The sequence below is a fragment of the Streptomyces sp. NPDC001728 genome (assembly GCF_040297565.1).
Classification (GTDB): domain Bacteria; phylum Actinomycetota; class Actinomycetes; order Streptomycetales; family Streptomycetaceae; genus Streptomyces.
In genome coordinates, this window is sequence record NZ_JBEOZK010000022.1 from 36,610 (window position 1) to 51,290 (window position 14,681).

The 14,681-nt window shown below is 72.6% G+C and carries 12 protein-coding genes; 6 read left to right on the forward strand and 6 right to left on the reverse strand.

The features are described 5' to 3' along the window. The first annotated feature begins 28 nt into the window (after nucleotides 1-28). On the forward strand, nucleotides 29-1,087 hold the full coding sequence (locus ABT154_RS27450; protein WP_351860267.1) for a helix-turn-helix domain-containing protein: 1,059 nt from the start codon (nucleotides 29-31) through the stop codon (nucleotides 1,085-1,087). A gap of 63 nt (nucleotides 1,088-1,150) precedes the next feature. On the opposite strand, the gene ABT154_RS27455 is transcribed toward ABT154_RS27450, so the two are convergent. Both ABT154_RS27455 and ABT154_RS27460 read right to left on the reverse strand, forming a co-directional pair. Continuing rightward, nucleotides 1,151-3,760: a bifunctional FO biosynthesis protein CofGH gene (locus ABT154_RS27455; protein ID WP_351860084.1), complete on the reverse strand. Its 2,610-nt coding sequence runs from the start codon at nucleotides 3,758-3,760 to the stop codon at nucleotides 1,151-1,153. Nucleotides 3,761-3,834: 74 nt separating this feature from the next. Next, entirely contained in the window at nucleotides 3,835-4,665 is an 831-nt protein-coding gene (locus ABT154_RS27460; protein WP_351860086.1) for a TIGR03619 family F420-dependent LLM class oxidoreductase, read from the reverse strand. Between the two features lie 124 nt (nucleotides 4,666-4,789). Between ABT154_RS27460 and ABT154_RS27465 the strand changes: the two genes are divergently transcribed. The 5 genes from ABT154_RS27465 to ABT154_RS27485 all read left to right on the forward strand — a co-directional run bounded on the left by ABT154_RS27465 (nucleotide 4,790) and on the right by ABT154_RS27485 (nucleotide 8,194). Next, nucleotides 4,790-5,539, forward strand: coding sequence for a GNAT family N-acetyltransferase (locus tag ABT154_RS27465; RefSeq protein WP_351860088.1), 750 nt, complete (start codon nucleotides 4,790-4,792; stop codon nucleotides 5,537-5,539). A 49-nt stretch (nucleotides 5,540-5,588) separates the two neighbouring features. Beyond that, nucleotides 5,589-6,260, forward strand: a complete 672-nt coding sequence (locus ABT154_RS27470; RefSeq protein ID WP_351860090.1) for a HEAT repeat domain-containing protein — start codon at nucleotides 5,589-5,591, stop codon at nucleotides 6,258-6,260. A gap of 3 nt (nucleotides 6,261-6,263) precedes the next feature. Beyond that, a complete protein-coding gene (locus ABT154_RS27475) occupies nucleotides 6,264-7,373 on the forward strand; it encodes a HEAT repeat domain-containing protein (protein ID WP_351860092.1) in 1,110 nt (369 codons plus the stop codon). Nucleotides 7,374-7,408: 35 nt separating this feature from the next. After that, nucleotides 7,409-7,876: a carboxymuconolactone decarboxylase family protein gene (locus ABT154_RS27480; protein WP_351860094.1), complete on the forward strand. Its 468-nt coding sequence runs from the start codon at nucleotides 7,409-7,411 to the stop codon at nucleotides 7,874-7,876. A gap of 102 nt (nucleotides 7,877-7,978) precedes the next feature. Continuing rightward, nucleotides 7,979-8,194, forward strand: coding sequence for a hypothetical protein (locus tag ABT154_RS27485; RefSeq protein WP_351860095.1), 216 nt, complete (start codon nucleotides 7,979-7,981; stop codon nucleotides 8,192-8,194). Between the two features lie 92 nt (nucleotides 8,195-8,286). On the opposite strand, the gene ABT154_RS27490 is transcribed toward ABT154_RS27485, so the two are convergent. The 4 genes from ABT154_RS27490 to ABT154_RS27505 form a co-directional block, all read right to left on the reverse strand. Next, the gene (locus ABT154_RS27490; protein ID WP_351860097.1) at nucleotides 8,287-9,852 is read right to left on the reverse strand and encodes an APC family permease; all 1,566 of its coding nucleotides are present in this window, start codon (nucleotides 9,850-9,852) and stop codon (nucleotides 8,287-8,289) included. Between the two features lie 259 nt (nucleotides 9,853-10,111). After that, the gene (locus ABT154_RS27495) at nucleotides 10,112-11,578 is read right to left on the reverse strand and encodes an aldehyde dehydrogenase family protein (RefSeq protein ID WP_351860099.1); all 1,467 of its coding nucleotides are present in this window, start codon (nucleotides 11,576-11,578) and stop codon (nucleotides 10,112-10,114) included. Next, on the reverse strand, nucleotides 11,575-13,314 hold the full coding sequence (locus ABT154_RS27500; RefSeq protein ID WP_351860101.1) for an N-acyl-D-amino-acid deacylase family protein: 1,740 nt from the start codon (nucleotides 13,312-13,314) through the stop codon (nucleotides 11,575-11,577). The genes ABT154_RS27495 and ABT154_RS27500 overlap by 4 nt, the downstream gene beginning before the upstream one ends. Before the next feature lie 200 nt (nucleotides 13,315-13,514). Continuing rightward, entirely contained in the window at nucleotides 13,515-14,639 is a 1,125-nt protein-coding gene (locus ABT154_RS27505) for an LLM class flavin-dependent oxidoreductase (RefSeq protein ID WP_317874536.1), read from the reverse strand. Between the last annotated feature and the right edge of the window lie 42 nt (nucleotides 14,640-14,681).

Consider the following 14,681-nt stretch of genomic DNA (forward strand, 5'->3'; position numbering starts at 1 on the left):
GGGGGAAGGCGTCGTGGGAGAAGGCCACATGCTGGAGGCGGCGGGGGTCGGCGCCGTGGAGGAGCGGGTGTACCGCTTCCTCGTCGGGGTGCGGGAGGCCGACGCCGCCGGAATCGCCGCCCAGTTGGGGTTCGACGTGGCCCGGGTCCACTGGCTGCTGGCCTCGCTCCACGACAAGGGCCTGGTCGGACGGGTCGCCGAACCACCAGACGGCGGACCCGAGCGGTATGTGCCGATGGCGCCCGACGCGGCACTGCGCCCGCTGCTGCTGCGCGGGCACGAGGCGCTCGAATCGGCCCGGCGGGGTGTGGAGCAGCTCGCCGAGGAGTACCGGGCGGGCGGCCGGCGGCACGACGCCGGGCAGCTCGTCGAGGTGATCACCGGGGCCAGCGTGATCCGCCAGCGGCTGCGTCAGATGGCGTACGGGGCGGGCGAGATGCGCTGGCTCTGCAAGGCCCGCCCGGTGGCCCTTGCGGCGGCGGAGAACGACGAGGAGTGGGAGCTGCTCGCCCGGGGCGTGCGGTACAAGACGATCTACGAGCGCGAACTCCTCGAAGGCCCCGGGATGGTGGACAACGTCGCCCGGAGCATCCGCGCGGGCGAGCAGGCGCGGGCCGTCGGAACGCTGCCGGTGCGACTGGTGATCGCGGACCGCTCGATGGCGATCTGCCCTCTGGTGTACGAGAGCGGGGAGGGCGTCGATCCCGTCACGGGGGCGAGGGCGGGGGCGGCCGACCGGGTGGGCGAGCCGACGGCCGCCGTGGTCCACAGCAGCAGCCTGCTCGACGCGCTGATCGCCCTCTTCGAGAGCCAGTGGGCGGCGGCGACCCCGCTGCACGTGACCGACTCCGGCGAGCTGGCCGACGTCGACGGCGACGGCCCGCGCCCGGCGGTGCACCTGGCCGACGACGAGCGGTATCTGCTCTCCCTGATCGTCGCCGGGGTCGCCGACAAGGCCATCGCCTCCCAGCTGTGGGTCAGCCAGCGCACGGTGCAGCGCAGGATCCAGACCCTGATGCAGCGCGCGGGGGCGCTGACCAGGACGCAGCTGGTGTGGCAGGCGGCGCAGCGGGGGTGGCTGGCGTAGGGGTTCGCGGGAGGCCGGCGCGGGGGCCCGACGGCCGGGTGTCCGGCCGCCGGGCCCCCGCTCTCAGGCCCCGCCCTCCTGGGGAAGGACCGGCAGCAGTTCCGGGAGGTGGCCGTCCGAGGCGCGTGCCGCGCGCTGCCGCTCCTCCGGCACCTCGCCGTACAGGGTCGTGCGGGGCTTCGCCGGGCGGCCCGCCGCCTCCGCGATGGCCTCCAGGTCGCGGATCGAGCGGTACGAGCCGTAACTCGAACCCGCCATCCGGGAGATGGTCTCCTCCATCAGCGTGCCGCCGAGGTCGTTGGCGCCCGACCGGAGCATCTCGGCGGCGCCCTCCGTGCCCAGCTTCACCCAGCTGGTCTGGATGTTGGGGATGTAGGGGTGGAGGAGCAGCCGGGCCATCGCGATGACCGCGCGGTTGTCGCGGGTCGTGGGGCCGGGGCGGGCGATGCCCGCGAGGTAGACCGGGGCGTTGGTGTGGATGAAGGGGAGGGTCACGAACTCGGTGAAGCCCTCCCGCCCCGCTTCCAGTGCCGACCGCTGGATGCGGGAGAGGGTGCGGAAGTGGCCGAGCCAGTGCCGGGGCTGGTCCACGTGCCCGTACATCATGGTGGAGCTCGACCGGATGCCGAGTTCGTGGGCGGTGGTGACGACCTCGATCCAGGTGGCCGTGGGCAGCTTGCCCTTGGTGAGGACCCAGCGGACCTCGTCGTCGAGGATCTCGGCGGCGGTGCCGGGGATCGAGTCGAGTCCGGCCTCCTTCGCGGCCGTCAGCCACTCGCGGATCGAGAGCCCGGTGCGGGAGGCGCCGTTGACGACCTCCATCGGGGAGAAGGCGTGCACGTGCATGCCGGGGACGCGCTTCCTCACCGCGCGGGCGATGTCGAAGTAGGCGGTGCCGGGCAGGTCGGGGTGGATGCCGCCCTGCATGCAGACCTCGACGGCGCCGACCTCCCAGGCCTGTTCGGCGCGGTCCGCGACCTGGTCGAGGGAGAGGGTGTAGGCGTCGGCGTCGGTACGGCGCTGGGCGAAGGCGCAGAAGCGGCAGCCGGTGTAGCAGACGTTGGTGAAGTTGATGTTCCGCGTGACGATGTAGGTGACGTCCTCGCCGGACACCGACTTGCGGACGTCGTCCGCGATCCGGGTGAGCGCGTCGAGGGCGGGGCCGTCGGCGTGCAGCAGGGCGAGCGCCTGGGCGTCGGTGAGCTTCGTCGGGTCGTCGGCGGCCGTGCTCAGTGCCTCACGGACGTCGGCGTCGACCCGCTCGGGCACCATGCCGGGTGCGGCGGCCTCGCGCAGTGACTCCCAGTCGCCGTAGACCTCGTCGAAGTCGTCGCGCCGGTCGTGGGTGCGGCCGGTGGTGTCGATGGTGCGGTGCAGATCGGTGCGGCCGGCGGCGGTGAACGCCTCGTCGGGCTCCTGCCAGGGCAGCCCGCGCACGGGCGCGTCGGGGTTCGCGAGGCCGGTCTCGGGGTCGGCGAGGGCGCGGACGTGCGGGAGGAGCCGGGGGTCGAGCCAGGGTTCGCCCCGGGTGACGAACTCGGGGTAGACGCAGAGCCGTTCGCGGAGCTCGAAGCCGGCGGCACGGGACCGCTCGGCCAGCTCCTCGATCCGCGGCCAGGGCCGCTCGGGGTTGACGTGGTCGATGGTGAGCGGGGAGACGCCGCCCCAGTCGTCGATGCCGGCGGCGATCAGCCGCTCGTACTCGGCGTCGACGAGGTTCGGCGGGGCCTGGAGGCAGGCGGAGGGGCCCATGATGTGGCGGGCCACGGCGACGGTGGCGACGAGGTCGTCCAGTTCGGCGTCCGGCATCCCGCGCATGGCCGTGTCCGGCTTGGCGCGGAAGTTCTGGATGATCAGCTCCTGGACGGAGTGGTACGCCCTGGACACCCGCCGGAGCGCGAAGAGGGACTCGGCCCGTTCCTCCAGGGTCTCGCCGATGCCGAGCAGCAGCCCCGAGGTGAAGGGGACGGAGGACCGGCCGGCGTCCTCGAGGACCCTGAGGCGGACGGCCGGTTCCTTGTCGGGGGACCCGTGGTGGGGGCCGCCGGGCTCCGACCAGAGGCGGGTGGCGGTGGTCTCCAGCATCATGCCCATGGAGGGCGCGACGGGCTTGAGTCGCTGGAAGTCGGTCCAGGACAGCACGCCGGGGTTGAGGTGGGGCAGGAGGCCGGTCTCCTCCAGGATGCGGATCGCCATGGCCCGTACGTACGCGAGGGTGTCGTCGTAGCCGTGCGCGTCGAGCCACTCGCGGGCCTCGGGCCAGCGGTCCTCGGGCTTGTCGCCGAGGGTGATGAGCGCTTCCTTGCAGCCCAGCTCGGCGCCGCGCCGGGCGATGTCGAGCACCTCGTCGGGTGACATGAACATCCCGTGCCCGTCCCGGCGCAGCTTGCCGGGGACGGTCACGAAGGTGCAGTAGTGGCACTTGTCGCGGCAGAGCCGGGTGAGGGGTATGAAGACGCTCTTCGAGTACGTGATGACCCCGGGCCGCCCGGCCGCCGCGAGTCCGGCGTCGCGCACCCGCCCGGCGGACGCGACCAGATCGGCCAGGTCCTCCCCCCGCGCCCGCAACAGCACGGCGGCCTCGCCGACGTCGAGCGCGACCCCGTCCCGGGCCCGCCGGAGGGCACGGCGCATGGCGTTCGCGGTGGGGCGGGCTTCCTGGTGATCCGTCATGAAACGAGCATACGAGCGGGTAACCCGGGGAGGGACAGGTGCCGTACCCACCGGAACGTACGACGAGTCGTCGCTCAGAGGTGGCGCGCGTACGTGTCCAGCACCCCCAGCACCTCCGTCTCGTCCCCCGGCGGCAGCTGGAGGACGATCTCCTCGCAGCCCAGTTCCGCGTAGTGCGCCAGCTTGCCGGGGGTCGGCAGGACCGCGTACGGGACCAGTTGGAGGGTCTTCGGGTCGCGGCCCGCCGCCTCCCAGGTGTCGCGCAGGACCGGGAGCGACTCCGTCAGGCCCCGGCCGCCGATCGGCATCCAGCCGTCCGTCTGCGCCGCGATCTGCGCGAAGAGCTTCGGGCCCGCCGCGCCGCCCAGGAGGATCCGGGGCGCGCCGCCGGCCGGCTTCGGCCAGGCCTCCGAGGCGCGTACGGAGTCGCCGTGCGCCCCCTCGTACGCCGTCGGCTCCGGCGCCCACAGGGCCTTCATCAGATCGAGCCGGTCGCGGCCGAGCTCGCGGCGGGCCGGCCACTCGACGCCGTGGTCGGCGGCCTCCTCGCGGTTCCAGCCGAAGCCGACGCCGAGGGTGAAGCGGCCCCCGGAGAGGTGGTCGAGGGTGGCGATCCGCTTGGCGAGGGCGATCGGGTCGTGCTGGGCGAGCAGCGTGACGCCGGTGCCGAGCAGGAGGCGTTCGGTGACGGCGGCGGCCTGGCCGAGGGCCACAAAGGGGTCGAGGGTGCGGCCGTACTCGCGGGGCAGCTCACCGCCCGCCGGGTAGGGCGTCTCCCGGGAGACGGGGATGTGGGTGTGCTCGGGGAGGTAGAGCCCGCCGAATCCGCGCTGCTCCAGCTCGCGCGCGAGCCGCACGGGGGTGATGGTCTCGTCGGTCAGGAAGATCGTGGTCGAGATCCGCATGACGGCACGGTAGGGCGTACGGCCCGGATTTCCGAGGGGCGCGGCACGGGCGCGTACCGCCGTGTTCCCGGCCCGGACCGAAATCCCCGAGCGCCCGCCCGGCCCCTCCGCCTACCGTGGCCGCGTGCTGAAGCAGATCGAGACGTACTACGACACCGTCCCCCGTTCCTCCGCCCGCGCCGAGGCGTTCGGGCCGCTGACCCTCTTCGTGCAGGAGGGGCGGGGCTGGCCCTATTACGCCCGTCCGACGCTCGGGCACGAGGGCGAGGTGTCCGCAGGAGCCGTGGAGGACGTGCGTTCCCGGCAGCGGGAGCTGGGGGTTCCCGAGGCCTTCGAATGGGTGGCGGAGACGACACCGGGGCTGCGGGCCGCCGTGGAGGCGACCGGGCTCACCGTGCACGAGCACCCGCTGATGGTCCTTGCGGGCGAGCCGCTCGCCGTACCGGGGCCCGAGGGCTTCACCGTTCGGATGGTGCGCCCGGACGACCCCGCGCTGGAGAGCGCCGTCGCCGCCCCGTACGCCGCCTTCGGGGAGGAGCCGCAGCCCGGCACCGCCGCGCGGATCGCCGAGCGGATCACGGGCGGTCTGACCCGGCTCGCGGCGGCCCTCGACGGCTCGGGCAATGCCCTCGCTGCCGGACAGCACCAGCCCGTGGGAGCGGTCTCCGAGGTCGTCGGCGTCGGCACCGTCCCGGCGGCGCGCCGCCGGGGCCTCGGGCTCGCGGTCACCGCCGCCCTCGTCGCGGACGCCCGCGCCCACGGCACGGAGCTGGTGTTCCTGACGGCCTCGGACGCGGACGTGGCCCGGCTCTACGGCCGGCTCGGCTTCCGTACGGTCGCGACCGCCCTGATCGCGGAGGCCCCGGACGCTTGACCTTGACACGGTGACAAGCTCTTCAGTGGGCGCCGAGGAGGTGCTCCCGATGAGCATGCGAGCAGAGGACACGACCGGGGCGCGGGCGCTCCGGGGCCTGACGGACGAGAGCGCGTCGGTGCGGCTGCGGGCCGCGCTGGCGGTCGGGACGAGCCCCGACCCGGCGTTCGTCGGCGGGCTCGTCGAGCGGTGCGCGGTCGAGCCCGACTTCTCCGTGCGGGAGATGCTGACCTGGGCACTCACCCGGCACCCGGCGGCGGCGACGGTCCCGTTGCTCGTCGACGAGGTCCGCTCGGAGCGGGCGCAGGCGCGAAGCCAGGCCCTGCACACCCTGTCCAAGATCGGGGACCGCGGGGCGTGGCCGGTGATCACGCCGGAGCTGCTGTCCGACGCCGACGACGAGGTGGCCCGGTGCGCCTGGCGGGCGGCGGTGGTCCTCGTACCCGAGGGTGAGGAGTACGCGCTTGCGCTGGCCCTCGCGTCCCAGCTCGGGCGCGGCCCCCGCGCCACCCGGCTGAGCCTCAGCCGGGCGCTGATCGCGCTCGGCGAGGCGATGCTGCCGGTGCTGGCCGCCGCGACGGACGCCCCCGGCCCCGGCGTGCGCGCGCACGCGCTCGCCACGGACCGGCTGTGGCACGATCCGGACGCCGGGTTCGAGAGCGCGGTCGAGGAGGCGAAGCGGATCATGGCCCTCGGCGGGGACGGCGGGGAAGGACGGTAGGCGGTGCTGATCGGTGAGGTCGCACGGCGGTCCGGGGTGAGCGCCCGCATGCTCCGGCACTACGAGCGGCTCGGCCTGGTGCGGCCGACGGGTCGTACCGGATCCGGCTACCGGGAGTACTCCGAGGAGAACATCCGGCGCGTCTTCCACATCGAGAGCCTGCGGTCGCTGGGGCTCTCGCTGCACGAGGTGGGGCGCGCGCTCGACGACCCCGGGTTCGCGCCCGCGCGGCTCGTCGACGACCTCGTCCGCCGCACGCGGGAGCGCATCGCGGCGGAGACGGAGCTGCTGACCCGGCTGCGCCGGATCGACGCCTCGGAGCCCGCCGGCTGGGAGGACGTGCTCCGGACGGTCGCGCTCCTGCGGGGGCTGGGGTCGGCGAGCCCGGGGGCGCGGCAGCGGGCCGCCCTGTCCACGGCCGGGGACGTGCCCGTACCGGCGGAGGCGCTGGTCGAAGCGGTGCTCGCCGAGCCGGACCCGATCGTCGCGGGGGCCGTGCGCTGGGCGCTGGCACGGGCGGGCGGGGACGTACCGGCGCTGCTCGCGGAGGGTCTCGGCTCGCCGGTGGCCGCGGTGCGCGAGCGGGCCGTGCTGTCCCTCGTCGAGATCCCCGGCGAGGGGGCGACCGCGCTGCTGCGGGAGGCCCTCGACCACCCCGACGCGGTGGTCCGCGGGCACGCGGCCCCGGCGCTCGGGGCGCGAGGGGTGGCCGAGGCGGTCCCGGCGCTCCTCGACCTGGTCGTCGCGGAGCGGAACGACTCCGACGCGGCGGACGCGCTGGGCGTGCTGGCGGCCGATCCGGGGCTCGCGGAGGAGATCGCCGCCGGGCTGGCCGGCCGGCTCGCCCGCGCGGTCACGGAGCCGTCCGTACGCCGCAGGCTGGCCCAGGCGCTCGCGGAGATCCCGGGGCCGACGGCGTCACGGGCCCTGGCGGACCTGGCCGGGGACGAGGACCGCGCGGTCGCGCTGACCGCGGCGTACGTCCTCACCCTGCGGCACCCGCCGTCCTCGGTGGCCGGACCGGCCACCGAGCCCGACTGCCCCGGTCCGGGCGTCCGAAAGAACTTCCCTGGATCTGTCACACCTTCCTCGCGCGGTCCGTCAGTGCGGTGAAAGCGACGCACGAACGACACCGAGGAGCGATCACCATGGCGCACGAGCCCAAGGCCCGGATGACCAACCCCGCCTATGTCCTTCCCGAGGCCGGCCCCGCGATCCAGAGCCTGGTCAAGGCCACCCGCCAGGGCGGGGTGCCGGAATCGACCCTGGAGCTGGTGCACCTGCGGGCCAGCCAGATCAACAGCTGCGGCTTCTGCGTGGACTACGGCGCGAAGAGCGCCCGCAAGAGCGGTGTGAGCGACGAGAAGCTGTTCGCCGTCGCCGCCTGGCGGGAGGCCCCGTACTTCTCCGACGAGGAGCGCGCGGCCCTCGCGCTGGCCGAGGCGGCGACCCGGCTCGCCGACACCTCGGACGCGGTGCCGGACGACATCTGGGACGCGGCGGCCGACCACTACGACGAGAGGCAGCTCGCCGCGATCGTGCTGATGGTCGCCGTGACCAACCTGTTCAACCGGCTCAACGTCACCGTGCGCCAGCCGGCCGGCGTGGCCCTGTGACCGCGGGGCCCGTGACCGCACGGGCCCCGCACCATTCGTACGCATGCGGGGGCGCGGTCCGCCGGTCGTAACCGGATCCGCTCCGTCCGCGTTGGTGCGGGCATGAAGAAGATGCTCACCGCAGTCGCCCTGACCTGTTTCGCCGCGACCGGCGGTCTCTCCGCCGCCGGGACGGCCGCCGCCGACACCGGTGGCGTGAACCTGCCCTCGGTGGTGCCGCTCAGCGGCGTCCTGACTCCCAAGGCCAAGCCCGCGGCCGGTACGCCCCAGCTGCCGCCCGCCAACGCGGCGGTGGAGCGCCTGCTCCCCGGGCGCTGAGCCGTACGCGGGGAATGACGAAGGCGGCGGACCCCCCACGGGCCGCCGCCTTCGCGTTTCTGTGACTCAGGAACTCACTCGTCCGGGTCGCCTCAGTCGGCGACGACCAGCGACGGAGTCTCCTTCGTCAGGACCTCGCCGCGGAAGAACGCGGGGCTCCTGCGCTGCATGACCAGCATGATCACCACGCCGAGCAGCAGCAGTCCGACGCCGATCACGAAGACCGAGCCGACGCCGAAGACGGCGGAGCCGGAGCCGTACGCCGGGTCCCACATGTCGTAGAGCGTCTTGCCGAAGACAGCGGTGAGCATGACCCCGCCGAGCGCCGGGAGGAGGCCCTTGAAGGCGAAGTCGCGGACGGTGCGGAACAGCTCGCCGCGGAAGTACCAGACGCAGGCGAAGGCCGTGAGCGCGTAGTAGAAGCAGATCATCAGGCCGAGCGCGTAGATCGTGTCGACCAGGACGTGCTCGCTGACCAGGGTCATCACCGTGTAGAACACGCCGGTGGCGACACCGGCGACGACGGTGGCCTTGCCGGGGGTCTTGAAGACCGGGTGGACCTTGGTGAAGGACTTCGGCAGGGCCTCGTACGTGGACATCGCGAGCACCGTACGGGCGACCGGGATGAACGTGGTCTGGAGGCTGGCGGCGGCCGAGGCGAGGACCGCGACGAACAGCAGGATGCCGAGCGTCGGGCCCATGACCGGTCCCGCCAGGGCGGCGAAGACGTTGTCGGAGGTCTCCGGGTTGGCGAGGCCGAGGCCCTTCTCGCCGGAGCCGACGACCATCTGGGCGGCGACGCCGGTGGCCAGGTAGGAGCCGACCAGGACGACCATCGCGATGAGCGCGGCGCGGCCGGGGGTCCTGGCGCTGCCGGTGGTCTCCTCGTTGGTCGCCATGCAGGCGTCCCAGCCCCAGTACATGAAGATCGAGAGGGAGAGACCGGCGGTGAAGGCGGCGAAGGACTGGACCGCGAAGGGGTTCATCCAGGACCAGGAGAAGTCGACCGAGGTCTCGAAGTCGCCGGCCTTCGACAGGGCCATGCCGACGAAGACGGCGAGGACGACGAGCTGGAGGCCGACGAGGGTGTACTGCACGCCCTTGGTGGCGGTCATGCCCCGGTAGCTGATCGCGGTGGCCGCGGCGATGAGCGCCAGGCAGGTGACGATGTGGACGGCCTTGTTGTCGTCCAGGGCGCCGATGGAGTCGCTGCCGCTGATCTCGCCCACGAGGAGCCAGAAGTAGGAGGTCGCGACGCCGGCCAGGTTGGACAGCACGATGATCGTCGCGATGACGAGGCCCCAGCCGCACATCCAGCCGATCTTCGGCCCGAAGGCCTTGACGGTCCAGGTGAACGAGGTGCCGCAGTCGGGCATGACCTTGTTGAGCTCCCGGTACGCGAAGGCGACGAGGAGCATGGGGAGGAAGCCCGCGAGGAAGACGGCGGGCATCTGCAGTCCGACCTCGCCGGCGGTGGAGCCGAGCGTCGAGGTCAGGCAGTAGACGGGGGCGACGGTCGAGATGCCGATGACGGCGCTGCCGAGGAGGCCGACGGAGTTCCCGCCGAGGCCCTTGGTGCGCACGCCGTTGGCGTCGCCCGGGGCCTGGACGCCCCTTACCGCGTCTCCGGCCTGGGGCCGGGCTTCCACCTGAGTCATGAACAGGACGTTAAATGCTGCGGTTTCCACATCCGGAGGATCAGAGTCCGCTCACTTGATCGATCATCGCCTTGCATTATGAGGCGAAATCCAGCCATCGACCGATGATTGAAAGATCGACCACCACGACGACCGACCAACTGGTAGGCCGGTCACCGAGTGTCCGATATGCGGGAACCGCAGCTCTGCCCCATATGTCCGTTTCCAAATTTTCCCGAGGAATTTTCCGAAGGCTCTCCCGGACGCCTCCGCACCGGGCTCAGCCCGGCCACACCACCGCCTGCAGCTCGCTGTAGGCGTGCAGCGCGTACGAGCCCACGTCCCGCCCGACACCGCTCTTCTTGAATCCGCCGAACGGCGCCTCCATGTTCCGGCCGATCGTGTTCACGCCCACCCCGCCGGCCCGCAGCCGGGCCGCGACGCGGAAGGCGCGGGCCACGTCGCCCGACCACACGTAGTCGATCAGGCCGTAGTCGCTGTCGTTGGCGAGCGCGATCCCCTCCTCCTCCTCGTCGAAGGGGACGACCACCACGACCGGGCCGAAGATCTCCTCCCGGACCACCCGCATCTCGTTCGTGCAGTCGGCGAGCAGCGTCGGGGCCACGTAGAAGCCCCGGTCGAAGTCGGGGCGCTCGCCGCCCACCACGACCCGCGCCCCCTCCTTGCGGCCGAGTTCGACGTACGACTCCACCCGGTCGCGGTGGGCCGCCGAGATCACCGGGCCGACCACCGTGCCCTTCTGCGCCGGGTCGCCCACCTTCATGAAGGCCAGATAGCCGGTGAGCCTCTCGATCAGTCGCTCATAGATCCCGCGCTGCGCGAGCACCCGGGTCGGGGCGGTGCAGATCTGCCCGCTGTAGAAGGCGAAGGTCGTCCCGATCCCCATCACCGCCGAGTCGAGGTCGGCGTCGTCGAAGACGAGCGCGGCCCCCTTGCCGCCCAGCTCCATCAGCTGCCGCTTGAGCGAGCGCCCGCAGACCTCGCCGATCGCCTGGCCGACCGCCGTGGAGCCGGTGAACGACACCATGTCGACGTCCGGGGAGTCCACGGCCGCCTGCCCGGACTCCACCGAGGACCCGGTGACCACGTTGACCACGCCCGCCGGGACCCCGGCCTCGGCGAGCGCCCGGGTCATCGCGTACACCGAGAGCGGGTCCTGCGGGGCCGGCTTCACCAGCACCGTGTTGCCCATGGCGAGCGCCGGGGCGATCTTGCCCGCCGGGTTCGCCCAGGGGTTGTTGTACGAGGTGATGCAGGTGACCACGCCGACCGGGCGCCGCACCGCCACCGCGCCGAACACCCCGGCCTTCCCCATCGGCCCCGCCTCGTTGATCTGCGGGGGCAGCGCCTGCTCGACCGGCTCCATGGCCCCCCGCGCGTACCGCCGGAAGCGGGAGGAGCCGACGGCGACCTGCATCCCGCGCGCGGTCCCCGTCGTCGCGCCCGTCTCGGCGCGCGCCAGCAGGGTGTTCGCCTCGGCGTCCCTGGCCATCAGGTCGGCGGCCCGGTCGAGGATCGCCGCCCGCTCCTCGGGCTTCGTGCGGGACCAGGAGGCGAAGGCCTCCCGGGCGGCGGCGGCGGCCTCGTACACCTGGGCCCGGGAGGCCTCCGGCGCGAGGCCCACGACCTCCTCCGTGGAGGGGTCGATCACCTCGTAGTGCCCGCCCTCGGGCTCGACCCACTCCCCGCCGATGAAGAGCTTCTCGGTCCTCACGTCGCCGGTCATCGCGTCGCCACCGTCCTCGTGTCGCGGCCGGAGCGCAGCACCTTCCCCGGGACCGCTCCGGTCACCTCGTCGTCCCGTACCGTCTCCACGCCGTTGACCCGCACGGACACGATCCCGATCGCCCGCGAGTCGAGCCGCGGGCTGTCCCCCGGCAGGTCGTGCACGAGGGTCGCCGGGCCCGCGTCGATCCGCTCCGGGTCGAAGAGGACCAGGTCGGCGTGGAAGCCCTCGGTGATCCGGCCGCGCTCGCGGAGCCCGAAGAGCCGGGCCGGGTCGTCGGTCAGCATCCGTACCGCCCGCTCCAGCGGCACCAGCTTCCGGCCGCGCAGACAGTCGCCGATGAAGCGGGTCGTGTACGGCGCCCCGCACATCCGGTCCAGGTGCGCACCGGCGTCGGAGCCGCCGAGCATCACGTCCTCGTGGTCCCAGGTCTCACGGCGCAGCGCCCAGGAGGCGGGGTCGTTGTCGCTGGGCATCGGCCACAGGATCGTCCTGAGCTCGTCGTTGGCGCAGATCTCGACCAGGCACTGAAAGGCGTCCTGGCCGCGTTCGGCCGCGATGTCCTTCACGACCCGGCCGGTCAGGCCCTCGTTCTCGGGGCTGTACGTGTCCCCGATGACGTACCGGCCGAAGTGGGCGAGGCGCCGGAAGACGCCGGCCTCCTTGGAGTCGGCGCGCCGCAGCATCTCGGCCCGCACCTCGGGGTCGCGGAGCTTCGCGATCCGCTCGGGGACGGGGAGGGCGAGGATCTCGCCCCAGCCGGGGATGAGGTTGAGCGCGCAGAACGTGCCGAGGGACATGTTCATGGGGGTGAGGATCGGCATGGTGAGCGCGACGATCCGGCCGCCGGACTTGCGGGCCCGCTCGGAGGCGGTGAGCTGGCGCGGGACGCGTTCGGGGACGGCGGCGTCGATGGTGAGGACGTTCCAGTTGAGCGGCCTGCCGGCCGCCGCCGTCATCTCGACGAAGAGGTCGATCTCGTCGTCGGAGAACTGGTCGAGGCAGCCCGCGAGGATCGCCTCCAGCTGGGTGCCCTCGTGCTCGCCGACCGCCCGGGAGAGGGCGATCAGCTCCTCGGGGCCCGCGTGCCGGGAGGCGACGGGGGCGCCGTCGCCGTCGGAGTGGGTGGAGGACTGGGTGGTGGACAGGCCCCAGGCGCCGGCCTCCATGGCCGCCTTGAGCAGGGCGACCATGGCGTCCAGCTGCTCGGGCGTCGGCTGCCCGCCGACGGCGTCGGCGCCCATCACGTACCGGCGCAGGGCGCAGTGGCCGACCATGAAGCCGGCGTTGACGGCGATCCGCCCGTCGAGGGCGTCCAGGTACTCGGCGAAGGACGACCAGCCCCAGTCGACGCCCTCCTCCAGGGCCTTGAGGGCCATGCCCTCCACCTTGGACATCATCCGGCGGGTGTAGTCGGCGTCCTCGGGCCGGTCCGGGTGGAGCGGGGCGAGGGTGAAACCGCAGTTCCCGCCGGCGACGGTGGTGACGCCGTGGTTCATGGAGGGGGTGGCGTACGGGTCCCAGAACAGCTGGGCGTCGTAGTGGGTGTGCGGGTCGACGAAGCCGGGGGTGAGGACCAGGCCGGTGGCGTCCTCGGTGGTCCGGGCGCGCTCCTTCGTCGTGCCGGGTTCGGCGACGAGGGCGATGCGCCCGTCACGGATGCCGACGTCGGCGGTGAAGGCGGGGGCGCCGGTGCCGTCCACGACGGTGGCGCCCGTGATGAGGTGGTCGAGCATGACGGTCCCTTTCACTTCTGCGCTGGACGCGGGGGTGCGTTTCCGCGCGGGGTGCGGGCCTGCCCGCGCCCTGACGTGCCCGGACGCGGGCGTGCCCCGGCCGCGGGCCGCCGCGGTCGGGGCATCTGCGGGCGGCGGTCCGGGAAGACGCCGCCCACGTGGGGGTACCCCCCTGGTCGAAGAGCTTGGGGGAGGATTCGCTACTCCCCCGCCGCCTGCCGGAAGCGGGTGGTGCGGTGGACGGGGTCCGTGTCGATCTCGGGGATCACGTGCTCACCGATCAGCTTGATCGAGTTCATCGTGTCCTCGTACGAGATCCCGATCGGGATGCCGAAGGAGAGCTGGTCGGCGCCGGCCGCCTCCCAGCGCTTGCACTGGGCGAGCACCTCCGAGGGGTCGCCGCAGATCATCAGCTCCTCCTGGATGAGGAGTTCGATGATCTCGGCCGAGTACTCCGGGAGCAGCTCGGGCCACTCGGGGATGCCCTCGGGCCGGGGGAAGGTGTCGTGGTAGCGGAAGAGCAGCGACTGGAGGTAGTTGAGTCCGCCGGAGACGGCGATCTCGACGGCCTTGTCGTGGGTCTCCGCGCAGATCGCGGTCGAGGTGACCATGACGTTGTCGTTGACGAAGTCGCCGACCGCCTTGGCCTCCTTGATCGCGGTCTTGTAGGAGTCGACGACCCACTCCATGTCGGAGACCTTCTGCACGCTGAAGCCGAGGACGCCGAGGCCCTTCTTCGCGGCCATCGCGTACGAGGAGGGGGAGCCGGCCGCGTACCACATGGCCGGGTGCGACTTCCCGTACGGCTTGGGAAGGATCTTGCGGGGCGGCAGCGACCAGTGCTTGCCCTGGAAGCCGACGTACTCCTCCTGGAGCCACATCTTGGGGAACTCGGCGATCGTCTCCTCCCAGATCTCCTTCGTGTGGTTCATGTCGGTGATGCCCGGCATGAACCCGAGGATCTCGTGGGAGCCCGCGCCGCGGCCGGAGCCGAACTCGAAGCGTCCGCCGGAGAGGTGGTCGAGCATGGCGACCTTCTCGGCCACCTTCACCGGGTGGTTGACCGGGGCGAGGGGGTTGAAGATGCCGGAGCCGAGGTGGATGCGCTCGGTGGCGTGGGCGAGGTAGCCCAGGTAGACGTCGTTGGCGGAGATGTGCGAGTACTCGTCCAGGAAGTGGTGCTCGGACGCCCAGGCGTACTTGAACCCGGACTTGTCCGCCTGGATGACGTACTCGGTCTCCTCCATGAGCGCCTTGTGCTCGGCTTCGGGATCGGTCTCGGCTCGCTTGCCGACGTATCCCTGTACGAAGATCCCGAATTCCAAGGGGGTTCACCGTCCTCGTGAGTGTCTGACGGAGTTTCTGAC